Annotated in this window: 10 protein-coding genes and 1 tRNA gene; 6 read left to right on the top strand and 5 right to left on the bottom strand. The window is 40.2% G+C overall.

What is annotated here, in order from left to right; genetic code table 11:
- Window positions 1-13: 13 nt before the first annotated feature.
- The 3 genes from H6G41_RS36085 to H6G41_RS17880 all read right to left on the bottom strand — a co-directional run bounded on the left by H6G41_RS36085 (window position 14) and on the right by H6G41_RS17880 (window position 3064).
- Window positions 14-1348, bottom strand: coding sequence for a response regulator (locus H6G41_RS36085; RefSeq protein ID WP_308796220.1), 1335 nt, complete (start codon window positions 1346-1348; stop codon window positions 14-16).
- Entirely contained in the window at window positions 1342-1815 is a 474-nt protein-coding gene (locus H6G41_RS36010) for a response regulator transcription factor (RefSeq protein WP_306790435.1), read from the bottom strand. Before H6G41_RS36010 ends, H6G41_RS36085 begins: the two co-directional genes overlap by 7 nt.
- A gap of 67 nt (window positions 1816-1882) precedes the next feature.
- On the bottom strand, window positions 1883-3064 hold the full coding sequence (locus H6G41_RS17880) for a HAMP domain-containing sensor histidine kinase (protein ID WP_190747532.1): 1182 nt from the start codon (window positions 3062-3064) through the stop codon (window positions 1883-1885).
- Window positions 3065-3238: 174 nt separating this feature from the next.
- Here H6G41_RS17880 and H6G41_RS17875 point away from each other — a divergent pair, with 174 nt between their 5' ends.
- Both H6G41_RS17875 and H6G41_RS36215 read left to right on the top strand, forming a co-directional pair.
- Complete coding sequence (locus H6G41_RS17875; protein ID WP_190747531.1) at window positions 3239-3610, top strand: response regulator; 372 nt, start codon at window positions 3239-3241, stop codon at window positions 3608-3610.
- A 582-nt stretch (window positions 3611-4192) separates the two neighbouring features.
- A complete protein-coding gene (locus H6G41_RS36215; protein ID WP_190747585.1) occupies window positions 4193-4339 on the top strand; it encodes a transposase in 147 nt (48 codons plus the stop codon).
- Window positions 4340-4482: 143 nt separating this feature from the next.
- On the opposite strand, the gene H6G41_RS17865 is transcribed toward H6G41_RS36215, so the two are convergent.
- Window positions 4483-5259 (bottom strand): SDR family oxidoreductase, encoded by a 777-nt coding sequence (locus H6G41_RS17865; RefSeq protein WP_190747530.1) that lies wholly within the window; start codon window positions 5257-5259, stop codon window positions 4483-4485.
- Window positions 5260-5441: 182 nt separating this feature from the next.
- Here H6G41_RS17865 and H6G41_RS17860 point away from each other — a divergent pair, with 182 nt between their 5' ends.
- The 3 genes from H6G41_RS17860 to H6G41_RS17850 all read left to right on the top strand — a co-directional run bounded on the left by H6G41_RS17860 (window position 5442) and on the right by H6G41_RS17850 (window position 9502).
- On the top strand, window positions 5442-6935 hold the full coding sequence (locus tag H6G41_RS17860) for a hypothetical protein (RefSeq protein ID WP_190747584.1): 1494 nt from the start codon (window positions 5442-5444) through the stop codon (window positions 6933-6935).
- A 54-nt stretch (window positions 6936-6989) separates the two neighbouring features.
- A tRNA-Val gene (locus H6G41_RS17855) sits at window positions 6990-7063 on the top strand.
- A 582-nt stretch (window positions 7064-7645) separates the two neighbouring features.
- On the top strand, window positions 7646-9502 hold the full coding sequence (locus tag H6G41_RS17850) for a response regulator (protein ID WP_190747529.1): 1857 nt from the start codon (window positions 7646-7648) through the stop codon (window positions 9500-9502).
- 354 nt (window positions 9503-9856) lie between these two features.
- Here the strand turns inward: H6G41_RS17850 and H6G41_RS17845 are convergent, their stop codons facing one another.
- Window positions 9857-13585, bottom strand: coding sequence for a PAS domain-containing protein (locus tag H6G41_RS17845; RefSeq protein WP_190747528.1), 3729 nt, complete (start codon window positions 13583-13585; stop codon window positions 9857-9859).
- A gap of 1732 nt (window positions 13586-15317) precedes the next feature.
- Here H6G41_RS17845 and H6G41_RS17840 point away from each other — a divergent pair.
- Window positions 15318-18911, top strand: a complete 3594-nt coding sequence (locus tag H6G41_RS17840; protein WP_190747527.1) for a PAS domain S-box protein — start codon at window positions 15318-15320, stop codon at window positions 18909-18911.
- The last annotated feature ends 243 nt before the right edge of the window (window positions 18912-19154 follow it).

The raw sequence follows: 19154 nt of genomic DNA, 5'->3' as shown, positions 1-19154 counted from the left end.
ATATTAAATCCACCTAAGGTTGATTTCGTTTTAAGAGGTTAAAAATGCGGTTGATAAGTTTTGCACCTAGGATAGGCTTACTCAAACAATCATCAGCGCCAACTGCAAATAACTGCTCAACAATATTTGCATCTAAACTATCAATAAGACACAACACTGGTAATAAGTTAAAGTTGGGTTCATTGCGTACTACCTGACAAATATCGATGCCATTTATATCAGCCATATCTACATCTAAAATCAATAAATCGGGAGAAAATTCTAAGAAAATTTCCCAAAAGCGTCGTGAATCATTCAAGGTATTTAATTTCACTCCCCAAGGTGCCAAATGTTTTTGTATATCAGTTAAGACTTTTGGATCATCATCAACAACCATGATTCTTTTACCAGTAATCTGAGTTGGTTGTATGACTTGAGTAATAGCCTGTAAAATTTGCTGGGGTGGCAAAGATTTCTGCAAAAAAGAGCATCCGCCAGCACGCGCTACTTCGAGACGCTCAAGAAAATTATTCTTGTCTGTAATTACTAATGTAGGTATTGCAGGCGATCGCCTAGACAACTCCTTGAAAAAATTTAAGCTATCTTGAGTGTAATCGCCAACACTCAAGTCAAGTAAAATTGCATTGGGGTTGGAAGATGCGATCGCATCACCTAAAGCAGCAAGATGATTGACAATCTTCACTTCCATTCCCTCAGTCGCAGCTTCTTTAACTAAGGGTTCTACTACTTCTACATCATTGCTAACTACAAGTAGCAGGTTTTGACGAGGTTCACTATTTATTAGCTCAACAGGAGTTTTATCTAACTCCTGTTGTAACTGCATCACGAGTTTATCTAAACGTAAACATTGTGATAATGAGATAAATGCTTTACCTTCAAGTAAATTTTCTATTTCCTCAGCTAATTGTGAACCCTCTGTAAAACCAAAACTTCCCAAAGAACCAACTAGCTTATGAGCTTCCTGTTCTGCTTGTTGAAGCAGTTGAGCGTCAAGGGTACCCTGTCTGCAAGTATTGGCTACTTGCTCTAATACAGCAATGCGCGAGCCAACTTTAGCTTTGAAAGCCTCTCGCGCCTGAGCAACTGCTGTTAACAAAGTTTGCTGCTGCTCTTGTGTTGCTTCTTGCTCGATTTCCTGGCATAAAAGTTTTAAGCGATAACCCACACCATAAACCGTTTCAATAAAATCATAGTTACCACCTGCTGCTTTGAGTTTTTGCCGCAGACTTTTAATATGAGACTTAATAGTATTTGCTACTGGTGGATCTTCTTCCGCGCCCCACAATAAGTCTACGATTGCACTCCGACTATATACGCGCTGGCTGTTGCGTAAAAAAAGTTCTAAAATACTAAATTCTTTGCGGTTAAATGTAGGGTTTGGCTATCATAAGTAACTTCAAAACTACTCGGATCTAGACGCAAACTCCCCCATTCTAAAACTGGAGGTAAAGAAGAATTTCCCCGACGAAGTAAAGCACGAATACGAGCCGATAACTCTTGAAAATCGAAAGGTTTAACAACATAATCATCTGCTCCTGCATCTAAACCCATAACTTTATCAGTCTTGGTATCTTTTGCAGTTAACAGAATAATCAGCATTTGATAGCCTTGTTGCCGTAATTGTTGACAAAGGCTAATCCCATCTAGCTTGGGCAGAACGATATCGAGCAAAATCAAATCATAGTTACACACATTCACAAACTCCCAAGCCTCTTGCCCATCAGCAGCAATATCAACTACATAATGTTGTTGAGCAAGAACTGTTGCAACAGCTTGAGCCAGGGAACTATCGTCTTCAACTATGAGAATTCTCATTCAAATATTTTGCCAATAACAATCTCCACAGATAAATTATGTCTATTTTTACGCGCTTAAACATCTATCAAAGGCAAGGAGGAATGCTGAATATTTTTGTAAATGGTAGCCTGACTGTAAATGTCGCTCCTTTTCCTATTCCTTTGCTTTGGGCTGTGATTGTACCACCATGAAGTTCTATCACATGACGTGCGATCGCCAATCCTAAACCTAATCCTTTATTTGAGCGAGTATCAGTACTGTCTGCTTGACAAAAACGTTCAAATAAATAAGGCAGAAAATCAGGACTGATACCGTTACCAGTATCGCTGACTTGAATTTGGGTATAGGGCAAGAGCCAATAGTCATTACTTATTTCTCTTTTGCTCCTCTGCTCCTCTGCTCCCTTGCTCCCTTGTTCTCCCATCCCCACTCTCTGTGACAAGCGCACCTCAACCCGTCCGCCATTGGGTGTAAATTTGATGGCATTGGTAAGTAGATTTAGCACAACCTGTTGCAAGCGATCGCTATCACCCCAAATCGGATTTACTGAATCATCAAATATAGTCTCAAGTTGAATAGTCTTAGCATCGGCTAGTGATTGTACAACCGCAACTGCGGCTGTAATCACTTCTGCTAAGTCAACCCAACCAAAGGAAACAGAGAGTTCACCCCTGACAATTCGGGAAATATCAAGTAAGTCTTCAATGAGTTGCATTTGCAACTTAGCATTACGCTCAATCGTCTCCAGAGCAACATCAGCCTTAGCGTTATCCAGCATACCCGTTTGCAACATCCCCACCCAACCGATAATTGCAGTCATGGGGGTGCGTAGTTCGTGAGAAACTATTGCTAAAAACTCGTCCTTAGAACGATTTGCTGCTTCTGCTTCAGCGCGGGCGGCTTGTTCGCTTCGTAGTAGTTGTTCTTTTTGCGATCGCGCTTGGCGCAGTGCAGAGTTGAGTGAGCTAATCAACAATCCCACTAACACAAACTGAACTAATCCCACTACACTAAACCCACTCACCGCCAGTGAATCCAAAGGCGGTAAAAGGAAATAGGCGCAGACGATAGCAGACAAAAGAGTAGCCACCAATCCTGGCTTGAAACCACCATACCAGGAACTCACCATGACAGCAGCTAAAAATAATGGATAAATAGAATTTAGTCTATGTAGTTTCCATAACAGCAGTTTCAGCACTAAAGCTACTAGAACGCTGAAGCAAGCAATGCTATAGCCTAGAATTTGCGATCGCCTCAATCTCCACATTGCTTATTAACTCTAAATTATGCCCTGAGGTTGATGTTGGTTCTACACGAGTTTTCCACTTTCAAGTTTTACCTTTGAAAATCAATCTTAAGAGTATGGTAATTATAAATCGTGGATCTTAGGAATTAAAGTAGTCAGAAATAATAATTTTCCACAGCAACTAAAATAAGAACGATGGATACTAAAAAAATTTTAGTTATAGATGATGAAGAAGACATCCGCCAATTGATTCAGACTTGTCTAGAAATAATGGGTGGTTGGAATGTGTTGACAGCTAATTCAGGTAGTCAAGGATTACTTTTAGCTCAGTCATCTCGACCAGATGCCATACTTTTGGATTTAATGATGCCTGATATGGATGGTTTGACAACTTTTCAAAAACTGCAAGCTAATCAATTAACTAAAGATATACCCGTAATTTTATTAACAGCTAGAGGGCGTACATTTGATCAGCGTTTATTTGTTAAAATGGGTATTAGAGGCATCATCAGTAAACCATTTAATCCTCAGAAACTAGCTCTTCAAGTAGCAGCAGCTTTGAAATAAATACATAATCAATCAGAAATATTATTGACTATTTAGCTATTGTTAGCCCGAAATTATGACTAATCCTGCCATATAATTATGGTTTATTTGCTTAACAAATAATCTATCTATAGTTTGAGCAAGGTCTTTCCCAAGTAGTAATTTAAGCAGAATATACATATTCTCCACTAGTTTTCCACTTTTAATCTTTAATTTATAAATAGTTCATTTTTGATTTTAATTTGACTCTAAATTAATCCGATATTTTTTAATTAAAATTTGCAAGATTAAGCAATTAAAGTCAGCAATGCTTTTAAATTAGCTACTCTGAACCCTTGATGAAATAATTATTATGAAGTGTAAATGTTAAATAATTTAAAATCATTCTCTAATCCACCCAGCAAACAAGAATTTGCAGTTACTTTTCGTTTAGTAAGCCGAATTACTTTTTGGGTACCTTATATCTTGCACTTATCGGGATAAACCACTAATACACAAATAGAAGCGTAAAAAAGTGACTCCAGAAGTGAGATGGCATTTAAGTAGAAAAAAGTAATTTATATAACTATAATAAATGCCTAAATTGAAGCCGCCTGATGCCACATCGTCTACCTTCCGCCCTACTCACTCCTCCTCAATCGGATTGAAAAGTGTTGGGCATGGCTGAAAAGTAGGGTTCGTAAGTTGTTACCCAAATCCGATAATTTGCGTGATGCAATAGAAACCGTTCTCAAGCAAGCAGCGTCCTAACTCATGTGGCTACAGCTATAATTACGAATTACGAATTATACCAATTTGAAAAAAGAATACGACAGACGGTAGGGGCATGGCAATGCCATGCCCTCTAGAATAAATTGATGTGCAGCAAACACGATTTAAATTGGTATTACGAATTACGATTTAAAGCTTCTTGCTAACATATTCAACAAAATTTTGCGGGGAACTATTCTGGCTAATAGAGTTCTAATTTGAGTTTTGACATCTCCAATCACAACGGCTGGCTGCGAATTTCCCAAAGCTTTTAGGGTTTGTTGTACTACTTCTTCACTAGTAAACATTTGCTCGCTACTTCCTGCCAAACGAGGAGGAAAATTAGCTTGGGCAAAAAAGTTAGTTTCTATGGGGCCGGGACAGGTAACAATAACTCGAATCCCATAAGGACGATTTTCTGCCCATAATGCCTGACTAAAGCTGACAATAAAAGCTTTGCTGGCAGCATAAACAGAAAGATATGGCATAGGTTGAAATGCAGTAATTGAAGAAACATTTATTATGCTTCCCGATTGACGTTGCCGCATTAAAGGTAAAAATTTGTGAGTTAAATCTACTAAAGCTAGAATATTTAATTGCACTATCTTGACTTGCTTTTCTCCATCAGAACTTGCAAAATCGCCATAATCGCCGAAACCAGCATTATTAATTAATAAATCAATAGTTAGTTCTTTGGCTTGAATAATATCAAAAACGGCTTGTGCTGCATGAGGTTCTGTTAAGTCTTTAACTATAACTTCTATGTGAATCTGATAATTTTCTTGTAGTTCTTTCGTGATTTGATAGAGTTTTTCTTGCGAACGGGCAACTAAGACAAGATTTGTATTCTGTGCTGCTAGTTGTTGGGCAAAGGCTTTACCAATACCACTAGAGGCACCTGTAATTAAAGCAGTTGACATTCTAGGTATTTTGATAAAAATTAAATCAGCTTATAAATATTAACCATAATAATTAACATTTTTAACCATCTAGAGTAATATGCCAAATTGGTCATTTTTCATTTGTTTGACTCTTGACTCTTGACTGCTAATTTTTGACCAATAGCTGGGAATACTAGAATTATAAGTTACATCTTGTGTCTATGTATCGGTTAAATAAAAGAGCCTGGCAAATTTTGCGTGTTGAAGTTCAAAGATGTAGTGGTAACGATCAAGTCAGCAAAATTGAACAGGAAATAGTTAGTAAGCGCCTAGAAAAACTCTCTCAGGAAAAAGGTTCGCCAGCAGAGTTAGATGAATTGCGGGATAGTGTTATTGATATATATCCCCAATTTAGCGAGAAGGTACTCAAACAAGCCGCAAAAGCTAATCAACCAGCTGGTATTTTTGGCAAAATCAAATGGGCAACTATACTTTTAGGTAGTTCAGCAGGGATAGTATGGGTAATTAATTTACCTTATCCAATGATACGCTGGCCTATTGCGAAGACTGCGCCGATTCTATTGTTGCCTAGCTATATCAATATGGATTATCACTATCGCGAGGCTATTAAAAACTTAGAGCAAGCTGATCAGTTCATTAATCAAGCTACTAGTGCGGTTGATATTGAGCAAGGTTCCCTAAAAGCGAAAGCAGCACAAAAAAATTTAGATAATTTACCAGTTTGGTTTTTAGGTTACTATCCTCAAGCTTACTGTAATTTTTTTGGTTGCACTTGGAAGTTTACTGTAGATGAGTTTGAAGCAGCGCGCCGACGAGTGGCGCGGATAGAAGCTACAGCTTTTCAAGATAAGAATGCTTTGACACCACTGGTTCAAGGGGAACAGCTGGTAAATATAGCACGCCAGCAGTATGAAAAAGCTATTACTATTAAGGATAAAGAAAATGCGATCGCATCTTGGCAAGCAGCCATAGATCAATTAGAACAAATCCCCGACTCCACATTTGCGGGAGAAACTGCACAAGCTAAACTCAAAGCTTATCAACGCGATTTTGATCATGCACGTATCGGTACATTTATCGCAGCTGCACAAGAATTTGATTTAGAAGCAGAAAAAATTCAAGCTACTCAACCTAAAGCTGCATCTGAACTATGGGAACAGGCGGTGAAGCGTCTCAACCAAATCCCCACAGAAAATCCTCGCTATTTAGAAGCACAACGATTACTAGCTGGCTATCAAGTCAAACTCAAAACAGTTGTTGATCCGCGTAGCGATACATATATAGAAGCAGCAAAGCAATTTGCTTTAGCCGCCGCCAAAGCATCACAAAATCCCCCCCATTCTGTAGCTAAATGGGAGCAAATCGCTAAATTATGGCGCAAATCAATCGATCAGCTTGAAAACATTCGCGTTGAAGAACCTGGCTATGTTGCAGCACAAAAATTACTCGCTGAGTATCAAACTAATTTAGGTATTATCGAAACTCGCCGCACAGCCGAAAGTGAAGCACAAGCATCTTTAAAAGCTGCGAATGAGCAAATCCAAAGTTTAATTGCTTCTCCTCCCAGCGATCCTCAGCAGTTCAAAGGTAGAATTCAAGGCATTATAAATCGTCTCAAAACTATCCAAGCAGGGACAACTGCCTACCCTGAAGCCCAAAAACTGCTAGCATCTGCTCAGAAAAGATTGCAATAATTAAATGCTTGCTTATCGTAAATAGGTATGCTAACGTTGATAATCGTGAGTTAAGGACGTATAGCTCAGTTGGTTAGAGCGCTACGTTGACATCGTAGAGGTCACTGGTTCGAATCCAGTTACGTCCATTATATTTTTATAGTGACTAATTACTGTCGTTGTGACTTTACCCATAAATTTGCCGCGATGGCAAGCTTATGGTTCCAATAGAGGGCGGCAAAGTTATCCTTGCAATTTTCCATCTGTAAAGACAGAAGCTAACTAAAGTCTACCCTTTTTAAGTTTAATACCTTTACACTCCAATTTCACGTCGTGTTTCATTTAAAGCAGCACGAACCTGTTTGTAACGGAGATATCCAGGATTAGGGACTTGCAACTAAAAAAATATACTATCACTGTGTAGGCAGAGGGGCAGGAGGCAGGGTGCAGGGGGAAAAATAACAATATCTTCTCTGGGAAATTGGATAATTTATTTTCTGGAATTCCCTTAATTCTCCAATAACCTCTACTATCAAAGTTTACGAATGTAAAGACATCAGAAATAAGGTGTGATATTAATTAATTCTCTCAGTGAATTTTTCTAGTTATTGCAAATGCGCGATCGCGGAAAAATTATCGATCAATCGTTCTCTAAATTAAGGGCGATCGCCTTGGGGAATAAGTAAAATATTTGCAGACTCTTGGTAGTCAGTCAACCAAGGATGCAGCTGATGAAAATTTTGCTGGTAGAGGACGATATATTACTCAGTCGAGCGCTGGTAGAGTTGCTAAGTGCAAATAATTACAATATCGACATAGCCAATAATGGGCAAACTGGGTTAGATATGGCTATATCGGCTGAATATCAGTTAATTTTACTGGACTGGCAAATTCCTCAATTAGATGGGATTAGTTTATGTAAGCAACTGCGATCGCAAGGTTACAATAAACCAATTCTGTTGCTGAGTGCGAAGAATAGTAATGTCGATGTTGTCACGGGTTTAGATGCGGGAGCTGATGATTATGTCATCAAGCCTTATGACTCGGAAGGATTGCTGGCAAGGATTCGCTCTTTGTTGCGGCGTAGTGGAGCCATCTGTTCGTCAAAGTTAACTTGGGGAAATCTCTGTTTAGACCAAATCTCGGCCAAAGTTACTTATGAACAGGAGATAGTTCCCCTGTCGGCAATCGAATACAAGATACTGGAATTATTTTTACAAAATCCCAATCGCATCTTTAGTAGACAAGTCATTCTCGATCGCCTCTGGGACTTTGATGATGCGCCACTAGAAAATGCAATTACAACTCATATTAAAGATATCCGTAAAAAACTCAAAGCTTCTGGTTTAACTACAGAGATTCTGGAAACGGTGTATGGAATTGGCTATCGGTTAAAGCCTGCACCGGATGTTGCTGTGGCGAGTTCTGGGGTAATTGTCGATGAGCCAGAAACCAAAGCACCACCCCAAAGCCAAAATTTAGCTACAGTTAATCGGGTATTAGAAAAATTTCGTAATTCATTTAGTCAAAGGTTAGCAGTGCTAGAGGAAGCGAAAACTGCACTTTTGACTAAAAATTGGCACCAGGATTTACAACAGCAAGCATTACAGGAAGCACACAAGCTGGCTGGAGCAATGGGATCTTTTGGCTATCCTGAAGGTTCCAAGCTGGCAAAGCAATTAGAAGAATTACTTATGCATAACCATTACCAGAGTGATGAGGAAATTACTCGCTTTTCTCATTTGGTAACGGCATTGCAAGAGGAATTAACTAAGGAACCTGTAACTGTAACTACTAAACCTGTACCCATGCGCCAAACTTATCGGGTACTGGTGATTGATGATGATACTACTTTAACTGAAGGATTGCTGGCAGAAGCTGATGCTTGGGGATTGCGGATCAAAATTGCTACTGATTTGGCGACTGCTCGCTCGCGCTTAGCTTTGGCAATGCCTGATGTGGTACTACTAGATTTAAGCTTTCCGGGTACAGAAGAAGATGGCTTAACGCTGTTGCGGGAATTAAAAGAGCGATCGCCTCAATTACCGATTATTGTCTTTACTGGGCGTGATAGTCTCATGGATCGCTTAACTGTGTCCCAATTAGGCGCAAGCCAATATCTGCATAAACCCGCAACCATCCAGCAAATTATGCAAGCGATCGCTTATGTGCTACCTCAACGCCAAACCTCAGAAGCGAAAGTATTAATTGTTGATGACGATCCGGTAATGCTAGCTGGCTTATCAGCCTTACTCACTCCTTGGGGGCTGGAAGTTACAACTCTTTCCCAACCGCAACAATTCTGGGAAGCACTGAAGGCAAATGCTCCAGATTTAGTGATATTAGATTTACAAATGCCGACAGTTAATGGTTTAGATTTGTGTCAAATCATTAGGCAAGATGCTGATTGGGGAAATATACCGATTTTGGTGGTGACAGCCCATACTGATGGAGAATCTCTTCAGCAAGCTTTTGCAGCTGGAGCCGATGATTTTATTACTAAGCCGGTGCAAGGGCCGGAACTGGTGACAAGAATATTTAACCGCATTCAGCGCGTGCGTAGTTGCATGGCGGCTGGTCGTCGCTAGAAATTTGCTAAGTTGGGGTAAATATAGCGTAGCTGACACTAGGGGCAAGATGGACTGAAAGTATTGCTGTATAAGCTTTTAATTATCGATTTTTGATAAATCATCCAAGTTTTGTTTGCTTGTTGTTAGACAAGGTTATAACGAAATAATAAGGGTTTCAGTCCTGTCATTGGCATACTACAAACCTTGGTTTTAGGTCAAATTGTACTATTTTGCCCCTGATGTCAGCTACGCTAGATCTACGCCGTAACGGCTAACAACGCTACCCAGAGAGAGTTTAAAAAAATTTTTCAACTTTTCCCTTCGCGTAAATCTTCCGCGAACCTCTCCCCCTTTTCCACATCCCGTGAAAATTCAGATCGACCAACTGCTTTTAACCACACCCCTGATTAATTGAGTTACAGCCTGTACTAAAATATCTGGGTCTATAGGTTTGGATAAATGCTTTTGGAATCCAGCAGCTAAAGCAAGTTGTTCATTGATTTCACCCGCATAAGCTGTCAGAGCGATCGCGGGAATTTGTTTGCTGCGTTCTGATGGTAGGGAACGCACTTGTCTCATTAGTGTATAACCATCAACTTCAGGCATACCAATGTCACTGACCAAAACATCTGGCTGGAATGATTCTATGGCTGCTAAAAATTCGGAACCAGTAGCAACTGTCATTACTTCTGCGCCGTAATAAGCTAGCATAATTGTGAGAAAATCACGGCTGTCTACTTCATCATCGATAGTTAAGATTTTAATACCTGTAAGATTGAGTTCATCTGCGGATAACGCCTCAGTGCGATCGCTTTCTGGTTCAATGTTGATCAGGGGTAAACTGACAGTGAAAGTGCTTCCTTGTCCTTCGCCTTGACTGTCAACAGTCACTGTACCTGCATGGGCTTCGACTATGTGCCGCACAATTGCTAAACCTAACCCTAATCCGCCATATTTGCGGGTAACTGAGACATCTTCTTGACGGAAAGATTCAAATATGTATGGAAGAAAATCGGGGTTGATACCTTTACCGTTATCTGTGACTATGATTTGGGCTTGGTTGTCTAAGCGTTGTAACCGGATTTCTACCCGTCCCTCATTAGGAGTAAACTTGATGGCGTTGGAAAGCAAATTCCATACTACTTGTTGTAAGCGCCCAGCATCACCAGATACCTGCCCAATATTGGGTAACTCTGGATGAATCAGAATTGATTTAGCAACAGCAGCTGTTCTGACTGTATCAATGGCAGCTTCAATCACAGGTGTTAAATTAACGAGGTTAGAGTTAAAGCTGAGTTTACCGCGCAAAATTTTGGCAACATCAAGTAAGTCATCAATCAGTTGAGTTTGCAACTTGGCATTACGCTCGATTGTGGCTAAGGCTTCAACTGTTTTGTTTTCATCCAATCTACGACTTTGTAGCAGTTTCGTCCAACCAAGGATAGGGTTGAGGGGGGAACGCAACTCATGGGAGAGAATTGCCAAAAACTCATCCTTGATGCGGTTAGCTCTTTCAGCTTCATTGCGAGCTACTTGCTCTAATTGCAAAATGCGATCGCGTTCAATTTCTAATTCTTTTTGATCGTGAATGTCTGTACAACTACCAAACCACTTCACTACCTGCCCTTGTTCATCTTTGAGTGGAAATCCTAAAATTAAATGCCAGCGATAACTACCATCTGAGTTTCGCCGGAAGCGGTATTCATGTTTATAAAATGTACTATTTGCGACGGCTAATAACCACATAGCTTGGGTTGATTCTAGATCTTCTGGATGTACTGCCGATAGCCAACCAAATCCCAAGGCTTTCTCAAATGTTAATCCAGTATATTCACATAATTTTTGGTTTACATATTCACAATTACCATTGGCATCGCAAGTCCAGACGAGGTGAGGAATGGTTTCTGCTAAGAAACGGTAACGAGCTTCACTTTGGCGAAGTTCTTCTTCTGTTTGTTTGCGAGCAGTGATATCCATTGAGAATCCAATCATACCTACAGGATTCTGATGGCGATCGCGCAGTAAAGAAAGTGAGAGCAAAAGCTCTATGGGTTTACCCGATTTGCTTTGTGCTGTAACTTCTACCTCATGGCTACCTTGAGCTTTTAGCGGCTCGATCACTTGACTTTGTAAAAATTCATGCCTTTGGGGTGCATAAAGCATCTCAATTGGTTGACCGATTGCCTCTTGGGCAGAGTAACCAAAGACTCTTTCCGCACCTTGATTCCAACTGGTAATGTAACCATTAAGATCAGTGGATACGACACAGTCATGTGTTTGCGCTAGGATTTGTGCTTTTAGTTGCAGTTCTGCTTCGGCAAGTTTGCGATCGCTAATATCTTGATGAATACCTGCCATCCGCAAAGGCTGACCATTCTCATCTCGTACTACTACTTTACCGTAGTTACCAATCCATTTTGGTTCCCCAGATTTTGCGATCACTCGATAATCAAATTTGTAAGGTACCGAGCTATCGAGCAGATGGGCGTTTAAACGCTCTATGACAAAAGGTTTATCTTCTGGATAAATCAGTTTTTTCCAAGTATCAATGTGACTTGGCAGTTCCCCAACTTGATAACCAAGCATTTCTAGCCACCGGGGGCTGAGATAAAGCTCATCAGTGACTATGTTCCAGTCCCATAAACCATTACCCGATCCTTCTAGTGAAAGTTGCAGACGCTCTTCGCTAGATTTGAGTAACTCTTCGGCAAGTTTGCGATCGGTAATATCTAAATCTACACCTGCCATGCGTACAGCTTGCCCTGCCTGGTTGTAGAAAACTTGAGCTTGGCTGAGTGCCCAACGAATATTGTGATTGGGATAAACTACCCGAAATTCGATCTTATACTCTGCGTTTGTAGTAATGGCAGCATTAATTGCTTGCTGTACGCGATCGCGATCGTCTGGATGTAACCTAGAAAAAAACATTGCTAAGGAGCCATCAAACTCTCCCGCTTCCAACCCAAACAAAGCCTCTAAGTTCTCAGACCATTTAATTTCACCTGTAAGAATGTTCCAGTCCCAAGTCCCCATATGGGCAGCTTTCAGAGCTAACTGGAGTCTTTGTTCACTTTCTTGCAAAATCGCCTGAGTACGTTTGTGTTGGGCTAGTTCATGTTGTGCTTGTTGTAAAGCTTCAAACTGGCGGATGGCAATACTTATATGATTTGTTAATTCCTGAAGCAAATCAATTTCTGACTGTTGCCAATTTCGGGGTGCGGCACAATGATGAGCAATTAAAATCCCCCAAAAGTAGTTGTCGTGCACAATTGGCACTACCAAATTTGCCCGGACTTGAAACTGAGCCAGCAGTTCTACGTGACATTGGTCAATAGTACCATCATAGATATCTGTTTTGAAGGTAACTAATCCCTGACGATAGCGTTCGATATAAGAATCTACAGCAGTTGGATCGAGGTTGACTAATCCTTGATGATAGCGTTCAATATAATCCTCTGCCAAACAGGGATCTGTCATGGAATAATTGATAATAGGTTGCCATTGTGCCCCTACAGATTCTGCAATTACCTGGCCGTTAGCATCTGCATGTAATCGAAAAATGATTACCCGATCCGTTTGTAGGAATTGCCGCACCTCGTTGACAGTGGTTTGAAGAATTTCTGGCAAGCCAGAAGATTTATAAATTTGTTGGATAATTTGGTTTAATAATCGCTCTTTTTCTAGGCTCCTTTGCAGTTGAGTACGTAACTTCAGCTTTTCAATTGCCCCATTTACTGTTTGTCGGAGTTCATGGGCAGTAATTGCGCCTTTGACTAAATAATTTTGTGCGCCTGCTTGCATAGCCTGCACAGCGATCGCCTCATTTCCTAGGCCTGTTACTACAATTACAGGTAAGAATGACTGGCGGATCATTGTTTGCAATTGTGTGAGAAATTCCACTCCATCGAAGTCTGGTAGTTGGTAATCTAGCAATACAATATCCGGTTGATGATCCCGCCATAGTTCTAAGCCTACTTGCCCCAATTCTGCTACCAAAATATTGTATTGGTATTCCCTATCTTGTAATAAATACCGCTGATACAGATCACAGTCTTCTGGGCTATCATCAACAATTAAAACAGTACGCTGTTTCTGGCTCATAAATCTTTTATTAATTAGTAGATAGCTCAAAAATACTTAAATATCCAGACTAATTCTACCAGTGATTAAATATTTTGATAATAATTATGATTAGCAAACTCAGTAAATTCTATCTGTGTTTGATATTGTTTTCTGTGAAATTATTGTTAGAGGATGTTTTAAAAGTCTTTTCGTTGGTAGCAAAAAGTTTTAGATCCCCCTAAATCCACACCACTTGCTTCAACAGGGGGAACCACCAAGGGCGCAGTGGCTCCCCTTATAAAGGGGAACTTGGATTGTATTTCTCCCTTTTTAATGGAGGTATGGGGGATCGATTAGTATCTAAAATTACAGCCAACAACTTTTCAAACAATCTCTTATAAATCTTACAAATAAAGCAGGAGCTTTCAGTTTTTTGTATAGAGATGGCATTGATAATTAGTTAGTTGAAAATGAGATTTAATACAAATTAAACTAAAATAGACAACTAATCAATTGACTATCAATTTCAGTTATTTATTATGTATTTGTCCGAATATATTAAAGTTTTATAGTTTCTTGATTTTGGAAGTTAAAAATTTTATAAAAAATATTTTTAAATAATTAGACGTTGCATTAATTTATCGTATTATGATTTACATCATCTAAAATTTTACTATTTTTTTAACTCATTTTTAGAGAATTTCAAAAATTAAATCACTATTTTTTGATGTAAATAATTATTATACAATTATATGTAAATCAAATATAATATCAAAATTTAAAAATAATTCAGATGTAGTTAAGAGATTCGTAAGGATTCATGTGTGTGACTTAAAGGCATTGTTTGCCGTTTTTTCAAGGATAAAGTTGCCGTGAGTCCATGAATGAATAAGAGTTTTGGGCTTTGCGCTCGCGCCATGACAAAGACAAAAGCTAGTTAGGCTCTGGGTTTGGCAAAGATATATAGGGTTAAAGAACATTTTCTACATTTTCCCTACAATCATCTGTTTATCTGTTCCTCAGCAAGTTGCAAACAACTGTAAGTAAATAGCTCGGTGTTAAAAATTGTCGTTATGACAAGGCAGAAGGCAGTCCCAATGAAACAAGTTTCACAGCCAAGCATGAAAGTTTGGTGTGGGACGGATCTATATAGATAATCATCTAAATAGCACTATAAAGCAACGACTTTGTTTAATAACGGAACAACTTTGTTTAATAACGGAACAACTTTGTTTAATAACGGAACAACTTTGTTTAATAACGGAACAACTTTGTTTAATAACGGAACAACTTTATTTAATAAAGCAACAACTTTATTTAATAACGGAACAACTTTATTTAATAACGGAACAACTTTATTTAATAACGGAACAACTTTATTTAATAAAGCAACGACTTTGTTTAAAATTGCGTCGTTCCGCTAACCTACCCTGGGGGAATGGCTTTGTTTGGGGTGTTTATCTTCCAGAGCAATGGCATATCGCCAGTAATTGAGCGCAAATGGTGTCAGCAGAATTTTTCAGTCTGACGATCATGACTGACAGAGGATTTTATTAAGTAATTTGTCAAGACCCTAGGGGTAGGATTTTGTGATTTTTGGTCGTGATAGCCTATAGTGATCCAACATCCCTTTAGCAAGCTTGTGCCAGTGGGAGTAATGATTATATCAGCAAGCCGATGTCAGGTCGGAACTTATGATGCGAGTAATTAACTGCATTCAGCGAGTGCGCTCCCGCTGGCAGGTAGTTAGAGCCAGCAGAGGTAAAGAATTATGAGATACGATCGCCGATTATTCTCTTATGCGATCGCAATTGGTTCAACGGCGATCGCACTTTTGCTGTCACTTTGCCTAGAACACCTAATATCACGGACTATTGGGACTTTGTTTTATATAGCGATCGCAGTGACTACCTGGTATGGTGGTTTTCGTCCAGGGATCGTCACGGTTACCCTTTCTACGTTAGCAATCAATTATTTTTTCATCCCCCCGCGATTTGAATTTTCTATCTCTAAACTAGAGGATGTATTTCGCCTGGGTCTTTTCCTACTAGTTGGCTTGACAATTAATTTTATTACGGGCACTCTTTACCACAGTAGACATAAGATTCAGCAACTAGGGCAAAAATTAGCGCAGGAAAATGCCGAGCAACTGCGGATGGCTTTATCGGCGGCGCAAATGGGAATGTGGGATTGGGATATGGTGACAGCTAAAATTACATGGTCGCCAGAACATGAATATTTATTTGGCTTAACTGTTGGTAGCTTTGATGGTAAATATGAAACTTTTGATGCTTGTTTACATCCAGACGATAGCACTTTAATTTACCAGGCACTACAACAGGCCATGCAAACTCATAGCGTTTACCAGCGTGAATATCGCGTAATTTGGCCTGATGGGAGTATTCACTGGGTTGAGGGACGAGGACAAGCATTTTATAACGCCACAGGTGCGCCTGTGCGCATGAGTGGAACTATCATGGCGATTGACGAGCGCAAACAAGCTCAAAGCATAGAGCAACAACAATTTGAGCAACAGCGCTTAGTGATGGAAATGACTCAGCGCATTCGGCGATCGCTTAATTTACAAGAGATTTTGCAAGCTACTGTTGATCAAGTCAGGCAGTTTTTGGAGTGCGATCGCGTTACTATTTTCCAATTTTCTCCCGGTTGGGGTGGCACAACTGTTGTAGAATCGGTAGCTTCTGAATGGATGTCTATCTTACCACTTGAGATTTACGACCCTTGTATTGGCGAAGAAAACGTTGAACCTTTTAAACGCGGTTTAGTTACTGCTAAATCTGATATTTATACGGCGGGAATCAGTCCCTGTCACGTTGAATTTCTCGCCAGTCTCCGGGTAAGAGCTAATTTAGTAATTCCCATTCTCTTGGGCGAAGAACTATGGGGATTATTAGCGGCGCATCACTGTGCGGCTCCCCGTGAATGGCAATCAACAGAAATTGAGCTGCTGCGACAGTTAGGCGCGCAGGTGAGCATTGCCATCCAGCAAGCAGCTTTGTTTGCACAGGTAGAAACTGAACTGCAAGAGCGAAAAAAAGCCGAAATAGCTTTGCAGGAAAGAGAAGCAACTTTACAGTTATTTGTCAAGTATGCACCTGCGGGTATTGCCATGTTCGATCGCCAGATGCGCTATGTCATCGCTAGTCAAAGATGGGTAGAAGAGTATCATCTTGATTCTATTGAATCCCTCATCGGGCGATCGCACTACGAAATTTTTCCCGAAATTACCCAGCAATGGCGACATATTCACCAACGCTGTTTGGCTGGGGTGATTGAAAAATGCGATGAAGATTTGTTTGTCCGGGCAGATGGTAGCCAAAAGTGGTTATGCTGGGAAATTCACCCTTGGCATACAATAACAGGTGAAATTGGCGGCATTATCATTTTTGGGAACGATATTACAGAACGCAAACAGGCACAAATTGCTCTGGAGCAAATGAATACCGAGCTTGAAGAACGGGTAAACCAGCGCACAGAGGAATTGAAACAAACCAATAATCGCCTGTTAGACACAGTAATTCAGCAGCAACAAACCCAACTCCTGCTTTTAGAGCAGACACAACTCCTAGATTTGGCACATGATACCATCATGACCAGAGATTTAAACGGGGTAATCGGCTTCTGGAATGAGGGAGCCGAAGTTATGTATGGCTTTAGCAAAGCTGAGGCTTTAGGGAAAATCTCCCATATTCTCTTAAAAACCCAATTTCCCCAACCATTAAGTGAAATTGAAGCGGAATTTTTAGCAACAGGTTACTGGGAAGGAGAACTAATCAATTTCCGCCAGGATGCTCAACCTGTAACTGTTTCCAGTCGTTGGGTTTTACAAAAAGATAATGCTGGTAAACCAGTCAAGATTTTAGAAATTAATAATGATATTACAGCACAAAAACAAGCCCAAGCTGCTGTACAAAAGTATTTACAAGAAGTTGAGGATCTTTATAATAATGCGCCTTGTGGTTACCATTCCCTAGATGTGGATGGTAATTTTATTCGGATCAATGATACAGAACTCCAATTGCTGGGATATACCCGTGAGGAAATACTGCACAAGAATTTTTCCGATTTCCTCACCCCCCAAAGTAAAAAATTATTTCACGATAATTTTCCTAAGTTTCAGCAACAGGGTTGGATTAATAATCTGGAGTTTGAGCTTTTCAACAAAGATGGCACAACTCGATGGATCAGCTTGAATGCAACAGCTATTAAAGATGAAGCTGGCAATTTTATTATGAGTCGCTCAACATTGTTTGATATCACCGAGCGCAAACACATCGAAGCCGCTTTGCGCGAAAGTGAAGAAAAATTCCGCCAGTTGGCAGAAAATATTCAAGCTGTATTTTGGATGACAGATAAGGACTATCAGCAAGTTCTTTATATCAGCCAAGCTTATGAAGCTATTTGGCAACGCAGTCGTGCAGAGCTTTATGAAAACGTTTTAGCTTGGATAGAAGCCGTGCATCCTGACGATCGCGCTCAAGTTAACCTGGAAATGGTAGAACAGCTAAAAACCGGGCAATTTGAGCAAAAATATCGCATTATTCGCCCTGATGGTTCTATGCGTTGGATTCGCGATCGCGCATTTGCGATTAAAAATGAACTAGGAGAAATAATTCGGATTGCTGGGTTGGCAGAAGATATTACCGAGCAACAAAAAATTGAGGAGATGAAGAGTGAGTTTATTGGCATTGTCAGTCACGAACTGCGTACACCTTTAACCTCAATTCACGCCTCTATGGGCTTATTAAAAAGTGGGATCTACGCTCAAAAACCAGAAAAATCTCAGCGGATGATTGAGATTGCCGCTCAAGAAAGCGAGCGCTTAGTCCGCCTAGTTAACGATATTCTTGATTTAGAACGCTTAGATTCAGGTAGTGTAACTTTACAAAAAACCATCTGCAAAGCTGCCGATTTAATTGAACAAGCAGTAGCAGCACTACAAGCGATCGCCAAACAACAAAATATTACCTTTGATATCCATGCTAGCAATGAGCAAGTCTGGGCAGCAAACGACGCTGTAATTCAAACGCTCACAAATCTTTTAAGTAACGCCCTCAAATTCTCCCCTGCCGATTCCACTATTACCATAAGTGCGCAACAGCAAACAGATACAGTATTATTTAAAATTAGCGATCGCGGTAGAGGAATTCCCACAGACAAATTAGAAGCCATCTTTAACAGATTTCAGCAAGTAGATGCTTCCGACTCTCGTGTCAAAGGCGGTACAGGCTTAGGTTTAGCCATCTGTCGTACCATCATCGAGCAACATGGTGGGAAAATCTGGGTTGAAAGTACTCTAGGTGTAGGTAGTACATTTTTCTTCACCCTACCCATCGCTGTCTAGCCAAGGGAGCAGGGGGCAGGGGGCAGGGGAGAAATAACCAATCTCCAATGCCCATTAATATAGCGGTTTTCGGTTGAGTCCAATACACACGTAAGGGCACTGTCGTGCCGTGCCCATTGGTGTCAACTTAACGTGAAACCCTCTTTGTGACAAGGTTTTGCCCTCACCCCCAACCCCTCTCCCTCAGGGAGAGGGGAGCAAGAGATTTAATTCCCCTTCTCCCTCAGGGAGAAGGGGTTAGGG

This window comes from Tolypothrix sp. FACHB-123 (assembly GCF_014697075.1).
Classification (GTDB): Bacteria; Cyanobacteriota; Cyanobacteriia; order Cyanobacteriales; family Nostocaceae; genus Aulosira.
The sequence above is the reverse complement of the archived record's forward strand: the minus strand, read 5'-3'. Positions and strand labels throughout refer to the sequence as shown.